The sequence below is a fragment of the Enterococcus sp. RIT-PI-f genome (genome assembly GCF_001297065.1).
Classification (GTDB): Bacteria; Bacillota; Bacilli; order Lactobacillales; family Enterococcaceae; genus Enterococcus_D.
Window position 1 is genome coordinate 140,240 of the sequence record NZ_LHOX01000005.1, and the last position, 14,803, is coordinate 155,042.

Consider the following 14,803-nt stretch of genomic DNA (forward strand, 5'->3'; position numbering starts at 1 on the left):
AATCACTGATCCCGCTCTTTAGATCAACTTAGGTTGGCAGGAGCGGGTTTTTGCCGCCTTTGATATTTGGCAGACAGCCATTTCTCCCCCTCAACTACCGTGAACAAGAGCAAGCCGTTCGCAAAGATCGTGACATGCTGCCCACAAGCTCAGTTGTTGCACACCTAATATTTGCTGCCCAAAAGGCGTCGCAAGTGCGATGACCTGCAAGACGATCAGTGCTGCAAATGACAGGAGCAGTGCGCGATTTTTCAGCATGCCGCGATTAAGTGCCGGCGCCAACAATTCACGGCAATTGATCAAATACACGGCCTGTGCAATCACAATGTTTTGCAGCAAAATACTTTGTTGTAAGACTGCCCCGTCAAATTGGATCGCTAACCAGTAAGCTGGAATCATGATTAGTAATGACACATACGCGATCCGGAAAAAACTATACGCAGACAAGATGCCTTCTTCAATCCCGCGGGGCGGACGATGCATGACATCTTTACTTGCTTGTTCAAAGCCCAATGCATAAGAAAGCGTGATTGTCGTTACCATATTGACCCAAAGTATCTGGACAGATGTCAATGGCAAAGGACGGTTGAGCAGCATGGCAATAATCACGATCAATCCCTGTGCAAATGCCGTTGGCAAGAAAAACAGAATCGTTTTCTTTAAATTGTCATAGATCCTGCGTCCTTCTTTGACTGCATGGGCGATCGTTCGGAAATTATCATCTGCCAAGACCATATCGGCGGCTTGTTTTGTCACTTCACTGCCTTTGATCCCCATTGCGATCCCGATATCGGCTTTTTTCAATGCTGGCGCATCATTGACACCATCTCCGGTCATGCCGACGATCTCACCATTTTTTTGTAAAGCAGTCACGATCTTAAGTTTATGTTCCGGTGTCGTACGGGCAAAAATATCCACATGATTGACCTTTTTTTGCAATGCGGCTTCTGACATATGATCGATATCGATCCCTTGCAAAACTTGATCTGTGTGTTTCAATCCGATTTGCTTGCCAATCGCTTGCGCTGTATCTGCATGATCACCAGTGATCATCTTGACTTGGATCCCAGCTTGTAAGCAATCCTTGACTGCTTGGATCGCACTTTCCTTCGGAGGATCAATGATACCGGCAATACCTGTAAAAGTCAGATCACTGATAGAGGCATGGGTCAAATCATGGTCAGTCGCAACTTCTTTGTAAGCAAAACCGATCAGCCGTTGGCCTTTGCTGGCTAATGCTGTACCGCGCTCGAGCCAACTTTGCTTTTCTTGATCCGTCAGTGTGGTTTGATCTAGTAAGACTTCAGGCGCACCTTTGACAAAGAGCAGCGCTTTTTGCTGCTGATCTTGTATCGGATGCAAGGTCGCCATATATTTGTATGCTGAATTGAAAGGCAGTTGGCTGATCGTTGGCTGTAATGGACGATCAAAAGATTCTGCATATTGCAAAAGCGCTTTTTCTGTCGGATTCCCTACCAAGTCTTTTGCCGTTTGTGTTTGTGTTTGTTTGATGTCTTGGCAATTTGTCATGATATCGATCATTCGCTCAAGACTGTCTGCCTCAGCACTGAGAATGTCAACGACTGTCATTTGATTTTTTGTCAAGGTGCCTGTTTTGTCCGAACAAATCACAGTCATCGCCCCTAACGTTTCCACTGAAGGCATTGATTTGATGATTGCCTGTTGTTCAGACATCTCTTTGACCCCCATCGACAAAATCATCGTGAGTACGGCAGGCAATCCTTCTGGAATCATGGCCACGATCAAGGCAATCACCGATGAGAACAATCCACTGAAGGCAAAACCATAGCGGAACGTTGTAAAGAAAATCAAGAAGAGCACCAAAGCGATGATACAGCGGAATAACTGATGATTCAATTGTTTCATTTTTTTTATTAATGGCGTTTCTTGACTTTCAACAGATTGAAGTGCTTGATTGATTTGACCAATTTGTGTGCGATCGCCAGTTTCAACCACAATACCTGTCGCTGATCCACTCTCAACGTGGGTACCGGAAAAAGCCATATTGTACTGATCGCCAATGATGGTCTCCCCGTCGATCATGTGGTGCTGCTTTTGGACTGGCTCTGACTCCCCCGTCAAAATCGACTCCTCGATCACTAAGTCGTGGGTCGCCATCAACCGTAGATCGGCTGGCACAACATCTCCTGGGCCTAAGACCACCAGATCACCTGCTACCAAAGAAGCAACGGGGACTTTTTTGCGGCGGCCATGGAGATAGATCGTAGTTTCCTTCCCCATCATTTGCTTTAAGCCATTCAGAGAAGCCTCCGCTTTTCTTTCCTGCCAGTACCCGACGATCCCATTGATGACCACGACGGCAAAAATGATCCCACTCTCAGCAAAATCGCCTGAAATAGCTTTGAGTATTGCTGCTACCATTAGGACCACCATCAGTAAGTCAGTGAAATGTTTGCTGATTTTGCGCCACTTCGGCAATTGTTGTTTCTCACTGATGACATTTTCACCTTGTTCAGCCAAACGATGATCACGTTCAACTAGCGTTAGCCCATTTTGATTCGTTTGCAATGCTTCTATAATTTCAAGAGTCGTTTTTTTATACCACGTCATATTGTTTCCTCCTTATCGATTGCTCTAACTTGATAAAAGTATACGACAGGAATGAAAAAATATATTGGCGATAATTTCATGAAAGACTGAAATTCATGGGACATGGGCAATCACACAAATCTCGCAAGTTTCTTTCTTGTCTCATTCTGAAAAATCCAGTACAATTGAGAAAATTCATGTTCATTTTACAAAAAAGGAGCTGTTCGTATCGCTATCTATTCAGACACACGCATTGCCCACGGGCCTATACTATTTATATCGGGGCAAACACCACAACAAGAAGCTGAAACACCTGCCGATATCTATACCCAAACGAAAATTGTGTTGCACAAAATTCAAATCATCTTGCAGCAATATGAGATCAATTGGTCTGCCATTGCAAAAATGACGGTTTTCATCACTGATGCCGCAGATTTAAGCGGATTAAGAGAAGCATTTACTGACATATTAGGTGAGACAAAGCCAGCGATGAGTCTAGTCGTGGTCGCTGGGTTGATTGATCCTTCTTTTAAAGTGGAGATCGACGCGCAAGCCGAATTGCCATTTAAACGATAGAACAATTGTAAAAAAACGACAGCACCTGCTTTACGTATACAAACAGGTGCTGTCGTCTATTTTTGTGTATCTATTTGGCTTCAGTCATGCCCTCGAGGATACCGGCAATACCACGTCCAGTCAAATAAGCATTCTTCAACGTTTCCTCATGGTCCATTGCAGCTTTCAATGAGATTGGTCCTTGCTGAATACTCAAAACGGCCAATGCGAGTTGATCCATTTCCCCAATGTTACTTTGCCTTGATCCGCATATGACGATCACTGGGATACCCAACTCATGGGCCGTCGTGGCCACGCCAAAGGGCACCTTCCCTCGCTCTGTCTGCTGGTCGATACGCCCTTCACCAGTTATGACCATGTCTGCTTGTGCGATTTTGTCTTTGAAACCAATCATCGCAGCAATCGTTTGAAAACCAGACTGCAGTTGACCTCCAGAAAGTAAAATGGCGCCACCCAATCCTCCAGCTGCGCCTGAACCAGATTTAGCCAAATTCAGCCTCTTTCTGTCATCTAGTTGTGCAACCAGCTTTTCTGCTCGTTGATTCAATCGTTGAATGGTTGCGGCTGATGCGCCTTTTTGGGGGCCAAAAACGTTGGCAAATCCATTATCTCCCAAATATGGATTGGTCACATCGGCTAAGCCAATCATGTCAACAGATGAGAGGCTGGCATCAAGTCCTGTAAAATCGATCGTATCCGCCCAAAGCAATGGATTTGCTTCAACTTGCTGCTTTGGTTGAAGCACTGCACCGATTGCTTGCAGAAAGCCTAAGCCGCCATCGGAAGTAGCTGTTCCACCTAGTGTCAGATAGATTTGCTGTACATTTCTATTTAAAGCTGCTCGAACCATGATTCCTAAGCCATATGAAGTAGCATTCAATGTAGTATCATCTGTTTGTTCCACAAGATTGATCCCAATCACTGCTGCTGATTCAATCACGGCAATTTTTCTTCCATTGAACTTCGTCAGTAAAAAAGCAGCGGTTATCTCTTTGCCTAACGGATCTTGCGTTGTGACTTCGATGTATTCACCGCCCAAACTGGCATGAATTGCCGCCATTGTGCCCTCTCCGCCATCAGCGATTGGCAGATTAATTTTGTCAACCTCATCAGAAAATCCTTGCAATACAGCTGTATTCAGTTCTTCTGATGTGGCACTCCCTTTGAAAGAATCTATTGCTGCCACTATTTTCATCCTTGATTCTCTTCCTTTCCATTGAATCCTTCAGCCTGAAAACAACCACAAGTTGACTATTACTCGTAAAAGTTAACAAATCATCTATTGTATAACCTCCGCTATCAAGGTACCATTTTATTATATCAAACAAATGTATTGGAGGTACTTTATAGAACTACCGATTGAACATCAAATTGACCGCAGAGTAAAAAACCGCAAAAACGGCATTGTCCTGCTTATTCCACAGGCAATGTCGTTTTTGCGGTTCTCTTGCTCGCAGCTGGCAAAGATTTTTGCTGTCGTTGTTCGATCTTCAACAACGTACGCATGAAGAAGGCGATCAGGTAAATGGAGATGGCGGAAATCAGCGCTTCTTTCCATGAAAATATCAGAAGATTCAACAATACGATGACCGCATTCGTCAACATCACACCTGTGGACTTGCGGATGCGATAGTACTTTTCCAACAACAATGGCGGAATCGTGACACCTCCGTTTGATGCACCGATGCGATATAGCGAGTAAATACCTAAGCTAAAAAAGAAACTGCCCAAGACCAGTGATACGCCGTAAAAGCGAATCAACATCAATTCAGGCAATAGTGCCAGCATCACTGGGAAACTCAAACTGCCAATCAGCGTATTGACAAAGACGCGACGTGCCAATAAGAAATAAGTCAAAAGAAGCATGATGAGATTGATGGACCAAACGACCAGATGTCGGTTGATGCCCCAGCCCGTTTCGATCAAATAGCCAATCGATCCGACACCAGCAGATGCGATACTATGCGGTAGTAGGAATAAATTCAATGCCAGACAGATCCAAAAGACACCTAATAAGATCAGACTTTGTTTTTTGAGTAATGCATTCATCCAGAGCGCCTCCGATTCATCTATGATCAAGCAATATTAATGCTTCCCATCATTCTATCAAAAATGCAACAAAGAAAAGAATCAAATTTTTCATACTTCATTGAAAAATTTGATTCTTGTGTTTTATTCAGATGATACCTCTAACAATCCCATGATTTCTGCGATAAATCGTTGACTGATCAAAGAGATCAGTCTATCGTTGCCTACTTGTTCGTCATAAGAAGGAGGATCGATGCATTCAACCAATAAATCAGACGCCTTTAACAATTGGACGGACATCTCTATATTTCTTTTCCATGCCTGATTCATCGGCACATGATGAGATGGCTGGCTCATGGCAATCTGAACGTATTGAATATCTGGTGTGATCGTGACTAACTGTTGTTTATCTAACAAGGTCATCGCTTCGATGATCCGCAACGTTGCTCTGGGATCTTGAATATCCAGCAAGACGACGCCAACACATTGACGCAAACATTTGACTAAGGGTTGCAGTGCAATCAATTGTCCTTGATACAGTGCTACCTGTTCAAGTTCACTTGCTGGACCAGTAATTGGCTGGGCATCATACAAGACAAGATCCGTCATACAGATATCTTGCGCCTGCTGCCGAATCTCACGACCTAATCTGCTGGCTGCACCTATAATCGCTATCTTACCCATTTAAGTCCTTTCTGTTTTCGACAGTTTAGTGACTGGCTCTCGTTGGCGCAAGCGCTCTTCTGTTGGCAAAATATGTTCATCATAATGTGCCAATTTAAATTCAAGACGTTCGACAGCTTCTGTCATGTCGGTGATTTTTTCTCTTAGAACGGCGATTTGATCCGCTAGTAATTGCTTCCGTTCAGGAACTGTCTGTCGCCCTTCACTGAACAACGCCAGATAGTGTGTCAATCCGTCAATCGATAAACCAGCATTGCGCATTTGTCTGGTAAATTTGATCCACTTTAAATCTTCTTCATCGAAGGTCCGCACACCATTCTTATTACGCTTGACTGGCGGGATCAGGGCTATTTTTTCATAGTAGCGAATGGTGTCTGCGGATACACCTGTCAATTCACTCACTTGTTTGATATTCATTCAAATCCCTCCGGTTCCTTAACATCATTTGAGATCGTCTATCATCCTCTTGATTATACCGCACCAACCACCGCGTGGGGAAGATAAGGTGCTTCCAAGTACATGATTTCATCCGCTGTCAGTTGCAGTTCCAAAGCAGGCAGTGCATCCAACAAATGGCTTTCTTTTGTCGCGCCGATGATTGGTGCAGCCACTTGTTCTTTTTGCAAGAGCCATGCCAGGGCAACTTGTGCCCGCTTGACTTGATGTTTCTCTGCCACTTCTGCGACACGACGGACGATCTCTTTGTCTTGATCCTGCGTATGGTCGTATTTCTCATGGGCTGTTTTGTCTGTCAAGAAGCGCTTCGTTTCAGCATCCCAATCTCTGGTCAACCGTCCAGCTGCCAGCGGGCTATATGGTGTAACTGCGACCTTTTGATCAGCGCATAGCGGCATCATTTCTCTTTCTTCTTCCCGATACAATAAGTTCAAATGATTCTGCATCGAAATGAATTTGGTCCATCCATGCTTGTCAGCCACCGCTTGTGCCTTGGCAAATTGCCATGCATACATTGCAGAAGCCCCAATATAACGAACTTTGCCCGATTGCACTAGCTCATGTAATGCTTGCATCGTTTCTTCAATAGGTGTGTGATAATCCCAACGATGAATGATATACAGATCGATATAATCCATTTGCAGCCGTTGCAAACTTTGTTCCACTTCATAGAAAATCGCTTTTCTTGATAAACCGCCACTGTTTGGCGCCTGTTTCATTTTTGAAAACAATTTAGTCGCTACCACGATTTCATCACGGGGCGCAAAATCATTCAATGCTTTGCCGACGATTTTTTCACTGGCACCATAAGAATAAATATTGGCAGTATCAAAAAAATTGATGCCTAAGTCAAGGGCTTTCTTGATGACTTTCCGACTCTCCTCTTCTTCTAAAACCCACTCATGAAACCCACTGTTGGGATCACCAAACCCCATTGTCCCTAAGCATAAACGTGATACATCCAATCCAGTGTTGCCTAATTTGATATAATCCATTGATATGACCCTCCTTTAGTGTTAACTTCAGCATACAGCTTGGAGTGGACTCTAAGTCAAGAGAAAGCGGATTATTTTTTCTAATTGGTTGCTTTTAATCACGATGCTTTTGCTATACTATCATCAGAAGTGTGCCAAAATTTATTGAAAGGAGGCTATTATGACTTGCCCATTTTGTACCAACCAATCTTCGTTGCTTGAATCTGAGACTTTTTTCGTCATGTTCGATCGTTATCCTGTTTCTGAAGGACACTTATTATTGATCCCTAAAGCACATCGTACCGATTATTTTGCATTAAGCATAGAAGAAAAAGATAGTCTCAGCCGGCTTCTTGAAGAGGCGAAATTGTTGCTGGACGATCTTTATCAACCAAGCGGTTACAATATTGGCTTCAATTGCGGTGCAGCTGCCGGACAAACTATTTTTCATTGTCACTGCCATCTGATCCCACGTTATGATGGCGACGTCCCTCAACCACGGGGCGGTGTACGCGGGGTCATCCCGGCACATAAAGAATACCCCTTCAACGATTGATTCAGGTGGAATTAGCTCATTTGATATCAATGTGGCATGAGTCGAAAAACAAAACAGACCAGTATCGACGGATACTGGTCTGTTGCTTACTTATCAATGGCTGAATGATTCATCAAGCGATTGATATGCACACCTAAAAAGACAATTTCATTTTCAGGTATCTTTGTTTCGAACTCTTGGTCTAAGAATGCTTTGACCTTGGTTGCTACATCCATTGCATTGGGATATAAAGCCCACATTTGTCTATATAGCCCTTCGTCTGTTTCATGAGTGAGATCATCCAGAAAGAAGCGATCTGCAAAAAAGCGCACATGTGTGATAAACCGGCTATAATGGATCGAATTCGTGTTGACATCTTGCTGAATGGCATAGCGCACCAAATTGACAATGGTACTGATCAACTTGGCTTTACGCAATCCATCCTTGTTTTCTTCGTTTCCAGATTGCGCATTGATCAAGTGAAAAGCAATGTTGGATGCTTCTTCTGCCGGAAGTACAATCTGATAGTTTTCTGCCAATAGCGCCATCGCTTTTTCAGCAACTTCAAATTCTGCCGCATAATAATTTTTGATTTCCCAGTACAAGCGATTGGTCACGCTTAATCCTTTTTGTTGTCGTTCCACTGCAAAATGCAAGTGATCTGATAACGTCAAGTAAATCGTGGAGTTCAGCGTATACGGCAAGTAGCTTTCCGCAAGTTGAACAATGTCTTTCGTCATTTCGAAATAACGCAATGGAATTTCATCCACCAAAGCAGCAAACTGGCTAGATTTTGTTTCGGTGATTGGCAGAAAAACCTGATCAATGTCTGAATCATCGATTTTTTCTCCAGCTTTTTTGCCAAAACCGATTCCTTTGCCTAAAGCAATCATCTCTTGCCCCTGATTATCTATCAGAACGACACTTGAATTTAAAACTTTTTTGATTTGGATCATGCCGCTACGCTCCTCACCGATTAATCTGCCAAATTAGCACCATTTGTTGCAATTACTGCTTTGTACCAGTCGAATGAATCTTTTTTGATACGGTCATAAGAACCATTTCCTTCATCATCCGCATCAACATAGATAAATCCATAACGCTTGGACACTTGGGATGTGCCTGCACTGACCAAATCGATTGGTGCCCAACTCGTATACCCAATCAAATCTACGCCTTCATCAATCGCTTCTTTCATTTGTTGAAAATGCGCTTTGAAGTAGTCCATACGATAAGGATCATGTACTTGTCCATCTTCCAGCACATCTACTGCACCCATTCCATTCTCTACGATCATCAAAGGAACTTGATACCGATCATACAATTCAATCAATGAAATTTTCAATCCCTTGGGATCAATTTGCCAGCCCCATTCCGTAGAAGGCAAGTTGGGATTTTTGACACCTAGAACGGTATTGCCAGGCGTGCGTTCAGCATTAGGATCTCCCGATTCAGCCATTGACATATAGTAACTAAACGAAAGAAAATCAACCGTATGCGCTTTTAACATAGTGCGATCCTCAGGCGCCATCGCAATATGGATCCCTCTTTTTTCTAAATCACGTTCAATCAAGCGAGGATATTCGCCTTTCACTTGGACATCTGCGTAAAAGTCATTCTCTAAGTTTTTCTTTAATGTCAGTTCAACATCTAATGGCGCACAGGTCAAGGGATAGGTCATCAATTTTGTCATCATACAGCCTACTTGATTATCAGGGTTGATCTCATGGGCTGCTTTTGTCACCAAAGCACTTGCAACAAATTGATGGTGCAGTGCTTGATAAATATCTTGTTCTTCTTGTCCTGGGATACTCTGCTCTGGTATGATCCCAGCTGTGGTAAATGGATGACGATGAATACTATCGATTTCATTGAACGTCAGCCAGTAGGTCACGTAGTCTTTGTATGCTTCAAAACAAACTTTGGCGAAACGAGCAAAATCATCGATCACAGATCGTTCAACCCAACCATTGTACTTTAAACTAAGCGCTAATGGCATCTCATAATGAGACAAGGTCACAATGGGTTGGATCCCTAAGCGTTTCATTTCTTTGAAGACGTCTCGATAAAAAGCAACGCCTTCTTCATTCGGTGTCTGCTCTTCTCCAGTCGGGAATAATCGCGTCCACGCAATGGATAAGCGTAGAACTTTGAAACCCATCTCTGCAAAAAGCGCCAAATCTTCTTTATAACGATGATAGAAATCGATACCTCTGCGCTTTGGATAAATGGTATCCGTTTTATCGGCTATCGCTTCTTTGACTGCCGCCACAGTAACGCCCATATGCGCTGCAAAATTTTTGACATCTACAGTAGGTTTATACGTGGCAATATCAGCGACTGATAACCCTTTGCCATCCACATTCCACCCACCTTCTACTTGATTAGCGGCTATAGCCCCGCCCCATAGAAAGTCTTTTGGAAATTCACTATTCGTCATATTTGTAGTTCTCCTTTTTGTATCATTTTCGATTTACGTTGTTCATCATAGAACTGGTGCAATGGAAAGCACACCTTCTTCAGGACTTCCAGTCGAAGGATCAATTGGTTCAATGACAAAATTTTCCTTATTGGTCAACACACAGATGACGGTTGTATCATAGCCTAGATCTTTAATGGCTTGAAGATCAAAATGAATCAAAGGTTGTCCTTTTTCCACGAAATCACCGGTGCTAACTGCAGCAGAAAAATATTTTCCTTCCAATTGAACCGTATCTATCCCAATATGGAATAACAATTCCGCCCCATTGTTTGTTTTTAAGCCAATTGCATGATTCGTTTCAAACAACATCGTGATCTCACCATCTTCTGGCGCTACCAACTCCCCATGATCAGGAATGATTCCGAATCCTTCCCCGATCATACCACTGGAGAAGACATCATCTTTTACTTCTGCTAATGAAATAACTTGTCCAGAAACTGGTTTGGCTAATACTTCTGATTTTGTATAGACATTTGCTTCTTGTTCAATGACCTTATCTTTAAATAAGAACAATACGAAAACAAAAGAAGCAACAAATGATACCCCTAGTGTAACGAAAGCCCAAATTAAATTCATAGGATTTGCTTCGTCAACGAACATCGTGATACTTGCAAGTCCTGGGCCAACTAATGCGAAACCTTTAATCGCAAAAATACCCGCAGTTGTACCACCAATCAAACTAGCAGCCATCACACCGTATAACACCCGCTTGTGTAATATCGTGACGCCATATAAAGCTGGTTCTGTGATACCAAAAAGTGCTGAAATACCAGCTGAGATTGCTGTTGAGCGGAGTTTTTGATCTTTGGTTCTGATCGCTACTGCAAAACAAGCACCTGATTCGGCAATATTGTGCGCCAGTGAAGCCGGCAAGTACAACAGTTCCGCACCAAGTTCACTCATGGATGATACGGCATATGGAATCATCGCTTTATGCATACCAGTCACCACCATCAAAGGCAATACAGCAGCCAGCAACCCAGTTGCAACCCAACCTAGTTGCTCATATAGCCAGATAATGATCGCAGAAAAAACGGTCCCGACTTGAAAACCCAATGGGCCTAAGATCAATAAAGCAATCGGCACGGTAATCAGCAAACTCATCATTGGCACAAAGAAAATACGAATCGGTTTTGGCGAAAACTTCGTAAACCATTTTTCAATCTGCGCATAAAACAAGACCGTCAAAATCGCTGGAAATACTTGTGATGCATAAGCAATATTTTGCAAACCAAAGCCCATAAAAGATGCACCGTCAGTCAGCATTGCTGTCATATCTGGTAATATCAAGGCACCAACGGCAGAAACTGCCACCAATTGATTGACCTTCAACTTATTCGCCGTAGTCATTGCCACCAATATCGGTAAGAAATACAAAGGGGCCCCACCAATCAAATTCAGCACTTGATAGGTCTGACTTTGATTGTCTAAAATACCAAGCAATGAAGCCAACAATAACATTGATTTCAATACACCGCCCCCAGCAACTGCTGGAATCAAAGGTTGAAAGATCGAGATGATAAAATCAAGTAAGATTGCACTCCATGATTGTTTTTTGCCTTTTATTTCATCACTATTATCTAATTGATGACCCAAAATATGCATCACTTCATCATAGACTTCAACAACGTCATTGCCAATGATCACTTGGCACTGAACATTTTGACGTACGCCGATCACGCCATCAACTTTTTCTAATTGCTCTTTTTCCACCAATCCATCATCTTTCAATGTGAAGCGCAACCGAGTTGAGCAATGTTCCAAGTGTGCAATATTTTCTTTCCCGCCAACCAACGCAACGACGGATTTTGCCGTTTCCTTTTTATCCATGTTTCATTCTCCTTTTCTTTCATTTTTTTCTTTGTCGGCCCAACAAAGAAAAAAACAGACAGCACCTAATAAAACAATCGAAAAACCCAGCGGTTCTTCTTGCTTTATAGGTCCTGCCTGCATTACCAGTCACATGCCTGTTTATTAAATGCATAATAACACGTATCAATTGAAACCGCAATCATATTTTTTTATTTTCTTTTAGAAACATTCAATATTTGATACATTGGCATGAAGATACAAACTGACTTATGGAAGGTGATTTTAATGAACCCATTGACACACACGTTACACGTTGCCGTTCCTACTGCTTTTAACAAAAATGAAGGGCTAGACAGCCAAAAGACTATCGCGCATATGCTTCATTTACAAGACCAAGGGATCCGCTCTTTCTTGGTTTGCGGATCGACTGGTGAACAACATAGCCTATCTTTAGAAGAAAAAAATGATTTGGTCGATGCGCTTGCATCTGAAACGATGTTTGCCCATGATACTGAACTACTTTTTGGCGTAGCTGGAATTCGATACCAAGATACGCAAAAACTTGCTGAACATATTGCTCAGATACCAAAGATTGCCGGCATCGTTCTTGGTTTTCCTCCTTATCTTTGTCCAACCCAGCCAGAAGCGCTTGCTTATGCGAAGGGAGTCATCCATACCGCAAACAAGCCCGTCATCTTGTATAACAATCCCCGTCGCACAGGTTTCGACTTGCATGATGACAGTCTGTTTGACTTAGCAAAAGAGCCATTGGTGGTAGGTTTGAAAGAAGCAGGAGATATCCAACGTATCCCGACGATCAAACCTCATCTCTCCCCTGATTTTCGCTTTTACGCTGGCGGTGAGCAAGGCTTGATCGAAAAGGTTCAACTAGGCTTTGGCGGTTTGTCCTCAATGGCAGGCAATCTCTGCCCACAGGAGATCATCGATTGCTGGCAAGAACTTGCGGAAAGCAAAACCCTCGATCCTCACACTCCTGCTTGGTTACGCATCACAGCGGCAGCCGCGGGAGATCCGACCCATATGATCAGTTATTTGCCCTGGCTGAAACAACAATTATCATCTCCTGGATCCGACTTCGGTGTTTGCCGTGCACCATTAGGGATGACCAGCTCAGAGGGTGTTGATTTATGATCGATCTAAAATTAAAAACGTACATCGAACAGACGATTATCCCAATCTACCTCAAGTTTGATTCCAGCCATTCTCCAGCGCACGTGTATCAAGTAATCGAAAACAGCTTCGCTATTGCAGCGGATTTAACTGTCGATTTAGAGATGGTATATACGGTTGCCGCGTATCACGATATCGGACTGTGTAACGGGCGAAAAAATCACGAAACAACATCAAAAGGAATCGTGCTGGCAGATGCTTTTTTATGCCGCTATTTTTCTGATAGCCAATTACAGATGCTTGGCGAAGCGGTGGAAGACCACCGTGCCTCTCTGACAACTGAGCCAAGATCTATCTATGGGAAGATCATCGCTGAAGCAGACCGTGATTTAGATTTCAAGCGCATTTTGACCCGCACCCTAACGTATGCAATCAGCGTGAAAAAGCTAGACCATGTGGATGATTTGATGCAAGAAGCCTATCAGTATATCGCCGACAAATATGTCGTAAATCGTCGATTCCAACTTTGGCTACCTTACCAAAAAAACAGCGCAGGTTTAGCGGATATCGCCAAACAGATCTATGATCCACAAACATTTGAAACGAGTTTCAGGGAAATCTATCAACAACTCAAAAAAAGCAATCCTTTAGATTTGTCCTTAATAGAACAAACTAAAAGATCACTTGAAATGAATCGCTGGTGACTTATTGGTACCTTCTGAATCACTGATTGCACCAGAAAGCCCTCTTGATTGGCTGTCTGGTTTCTCTCTATATACAAATGAACAAAGAATACACACAAAAACCAGTCCGCAGACTGGTTGAATTATTTTGCTGGTCGATAACCGGCTTTGACAGCTTCTGCTTCGGTTTTAAAATATTTGACCGGTTTGGTGGTCTGCTTATAATATTGACCGCCCGGTAAATGAAAAATTTTGGCAGAGGAACCTTTAATGGTGCCATTTCCTTTGGCATCAACATACTTTTTGGTCCCATTATGAAATGGATTGGTCGTACTCCCGGGTGCCTTGCTGCCTTTTTTGACTAGCTTCACTTGAATGGCTTCAATTTGAAAATTTAAGCCAGAACTACCAGCCTGTGCGCCATTTTTGGTCCACCCTAGCCAGCCATATTGTGGAATATTGACGCGATAGTATACATCATATTTTTTGGCTAGATCTCCAGTTAACCGTATCTGGATGGCTTCCATACGCAAGTTTTTGCCAGTCGTCCCCGCGACTGTCCCATTTGCCCGATAGGTTTTGTCCCAGCCTTGCTTTTGAACATAGGCTTTGTATTCAATTTTGCCGCTGACTGTTGTATTGCTGATCCTCAACTTAATTGCTTCTAGGCGCTTATTTTGACTAGTTGTACCTGAAGTTGTTCCATTTGATTTCCAACTTTGCCACCCCGTTTTTTGCAAAGAACTTTGGTAATCTACTGTAGGATTTGAAGCAGCTTGACCAGTGATCGGTGTAACGAAGAAAACAAACAACATTGAGAGAACCAACCATGATTTTTTCATTTAAACCCCTCCTTTTTTTAAATTTATTA

General features: G+C 42.9%; 13 protein-coding genes and 1 pseudogene. 4 read left to right on the forward strand and 10 right to left on the reverse strand.

Annotated features, from left to right (window positions below):
- Window positions 1–23: 23 nt before the first annotated feature.
- Window positions 24–2,592: pseudogene (locus tag AEQ18_RS02185) on the reverse strand (HAD-IC family P-type ATPase).
- A gap of 213 nt (window positions 2,593–2,805) precedes the next feature.
- On the opposite strand from AEQ18_RS02185, the gene AEQ18_RS02190 reads away from it, so the two are divergent.
- Window positions 2,806–3,147 carry a RidA family protein gene (locus AEQ18_RS02190; RefSeq protein ID WP_268760908.1) on the forward strand — a complete coding sequence of 114 codons (342 nt, stop codon included), beginning with the start codon at window positions 2,806–2,808 and terminating at the stop codon, window positions 3,145–3,147.
- A gap of 70 nt (window positions 3,148–3,217) precedes the next feature.
- Here AEQ18_RS02190 and AEQ18_RS02195 read toward each other — a convergent pair whose 3' ends face one another.
- From AEQ18_RS02195 to AEQ18_RS02215, 5 genes are all read right to left on the reverse strand, one after another.
- Complete coding sequence (locus AEQ18_RS02195) at window positions 3,218–4,342, reverse strand: glycerate kinase family protein (RefSeq protein ID WP_054114734.1); 1,125 nt, start codon at window positions 4,340–4,342, stop codon at window positions 3,218–3,220.
- Window positions 4,343–4,560: 218 nt separating this feature from the next.
- Complete coding sequence (locus AEQ18_RS02200) at window positions 4,561–5,196, reverse strand: YitT family protein (protein ID WP_054114735.1); 636 nt, start codon at window positions 5,194–5,196, stop codon at window positions 4,561–4,563.
- Between the two features lie 123 nt (window positions 5,197–5,319).
- Window positions 5,320–5,859, reverse strand: coding sequence for a hypothetical protein (locus AEQ18_RS02205; RefSeq protein ID WP_054114736.1), 540 nt, complete (start codon window positions 5,857–5,859; stop codon window positions 5,320–5,322).
- Window positions 5,860–6,276 (reverse strand): MerR family transcriptional regulator, encoded by a 417-nt coding sequence (locus AEQ18_RS02210; protein WP_054114737.1) that lies wholly within the window; start codon window positions 6,274–6,276, stop codon window positions 5,860–5,862.
- Window positions 6,277–6,329: 53 nt separating this feature from the next.
- Window positions 6,330–7,310 (reverse strand): aldo/keto reductase, encoded by a 981-nt coding sequence (locus tag AEQ18_RS02215; RefSeq protein ID WP_054114738.1) that lies wholly within the window; start codon window positions 7,308–7,310, stop codon window positions 6,330–6,332.
- Window positions 7,311–7,470: 160 nt separating this feature from the next.
- Between AEQ18_RS02215 and AEQ18_RS02220 the strand changes: the two genes are divergently transcribed.
- Window positions 7,471–7,845: an HIT family protein gene (locus AEQ18_RS02220; protein WP_054114739.1), complete on the forward strand. Its 375-nt coding sequence runs from the start codon at window positions 7,471–7,473 to the stop codon at window positions 7,843–7,845.
- A gap of 86 nt (window positions 7,846–7,931) precedes the next feature.
- On the opposite strand, the gene AEQ18_RS02225 is transcribed toward AEQ18_RS02220, so the two are convergent.
- Genes AEQ18_RS02225 through AEQ18_RS02235 form a run of 3 tightly spaced genes read right to left on the reverse strand, consistent with a single transcriptional unit; the run spans window position 7,932 to window position 12,136 of the window.
- A complete protein-coding gene (locus AEQ18_RS02225) occupies window positions 7,932–8,780 on the reverse strand; it encodes a PRD domain-containing protein (protein ID WP_054114740.1) in 849 nt (282 codons plus the stop codon).
- 20 nt (window positions 8,781–8,800) lie between these two features.
- On the reverse strand, window positions 8,801–10,264 hold the full coding sequence (locus AEQ18_RS02230) for a glycoside hydrolase family 1 protein (RefSeq protein ID WP_054114741.1): 1,464 nt from the start codon (window positions 10,262–10,264) through the stop codon (window positions 8,801–8,803).
- 45 nt (window positions 10,265–10,309) lie between these two features.
- On the reverse strand, window positions 10,310–12,136 hold the full coding sequence (locus AEQ18_RS02235; protein WP_054114742.1) for a beta-glucoside-specific PTS transporter subunit IIABC: 1,827 nt from the start codon (window positions 12,134–12,136) through the stop codon (window positions 10,310–10,312).
- 231 nt (window positions 12,137–12,367) lie between these two features.
- Here AEQ18_RS02235 and AEQ18_RS02240 point away from each other — a divergent pair, with 231 nt between their 5' ends.
- Together AEQ18_RS02240 and AEQ18_RS02245 are read left to right on the forward strand one after the other, a co-directional pair.
- Window positions 12,368–13,270, forward strand: coding sequence for a dihydrodipicolinate synthase family protein (locus AEQ18_RS02240; protein WP_235505466.1), 903 nt, complete (start codon window positions 12,368–12,370; stop codon window positions 13,268–13,270).
- Window positions 13,267–13,953 carry an HD domain-containing protein gene (locus AEQ18_RS02245; RefSeq protein WP_082348576.1) on the forward strand — a complete coding sequence of 229 codons (687 nt, stop codon included), beginning with the start codon at window positions 13,267–13,269 and terminating at the stop codon, window positions 13,951–13,953. Before AEQ18_RS02240 ends, AEQ18_RS02245 begins: the two co-directional genes overlap by 4 nt.
- 122 nt (window positions 13,954–14,075) lie before the next feature.
- On the opposite strand, the gene AEQ18_RS02250 is transcribed toward AEQ18_RS02245, so the two are convergent.
- Window positions 14,076–14,774, reverse strand: a complete 699-nt coding sequence (locus AEQ18_RS02250; protein ID WP_054114744.1) for a sunset domain-containing protein — start codon at window positions 14,772–14,774, stop codon at window positions 14,076–14,078.
- Between the last annotated feature and the right edge of the window lie 29 nt (window positions 14,775–14,803).

Excerpts from the sequence above, each read along its gene's own strand:
- AEQ18_RS02195 (WP_054114734.1), bottom strand. The coding sequence starts at position 4,342 with ATGAAAATAGTGGCAGCAATAGATTCTTTCAAAGGGAGTGCCACATCA.
- AEQ18_RS02200 (WP_054114735.1), bottom strand. The coding sequence starts at position 5,196 with ATGAATGCATTACTCAAAAAACAAAGTCTGATCTTATTAGGTGTCTTT.
- AEQ18_RS02205 (WP_054114736.1), bottom strand. The coding sequence starts at position 5,859 with ATGGGTAAGATAGCGATTATAGGTGCAGCCAGCAGATTAGGTCGTGAG.
- AEQ18_RS02210 (WP_054114737.1), bottom strand. The coding sequence starts at position 6,276 with ATGAATATCAAACAAGTGAGTGAATTGACAGGTGTATCCGCAGACACC.
- AEQ18_RS02215 (WP_054114738.1), bottom strand. The coding sequence starts at position 7,310 with ATGGATTATATCAAATTAGGCAACACTGGATTGGATGTATCACGTTTA.
- AEQ18_RS02220 (WP_054114739.1), top strand. The coding sequence starts at position 7,471 with ATGACTTGCCCATTTTGTACCAACCAATCTTCGTTGCTTGAATCTGAG.
- AEQ18_RS02225 (WP_054114740.1), bottom strand. The coding sequence starts at position 8,780 with ATGATCCAAATCAAAAAAGTTTTAAATTCAAGTGTCGTTCTGATAGAT.
- AEQ18_RS02230 (WP_054114741.1), bottom strand. The coding sequence starts at position 10,264 with ATGACGAATAGTGAATTTCCAAAAGACTTTCTATGGGGCGGGGCTATA.
- AEQ18_RS02235 (WP_054114742.1), bottom strand. The coding sequence starts at position 12,136 with ATGGATAAAAAGGAAACGGCAAAATCCGTCGTTGCGTTGGTTGGCGGG.
- AEQ18_RS02240 (WP_235505466.1), top strand. The coding sequence starts at position 12,368 with ATGAAGATACAAACTGACTTATGGAAGGTGATTTTAATGAACCCATTG.
- AEQ18_RS02245 (WP_082348576.1), top strand. The coding sequence starts at position 13,267 with ATGATCGATCTAAAATTAAAAACGTACATCGAACAGACGATTATCCCA.
- AEQ18_RS02250 (WP_054114744.1), bottom strand. The coding sequence starts at position 14,774 with ATGAAAAAATCATGGTTGGTTCTCTCAATGTTGTTTGTTTTCTTCGTT.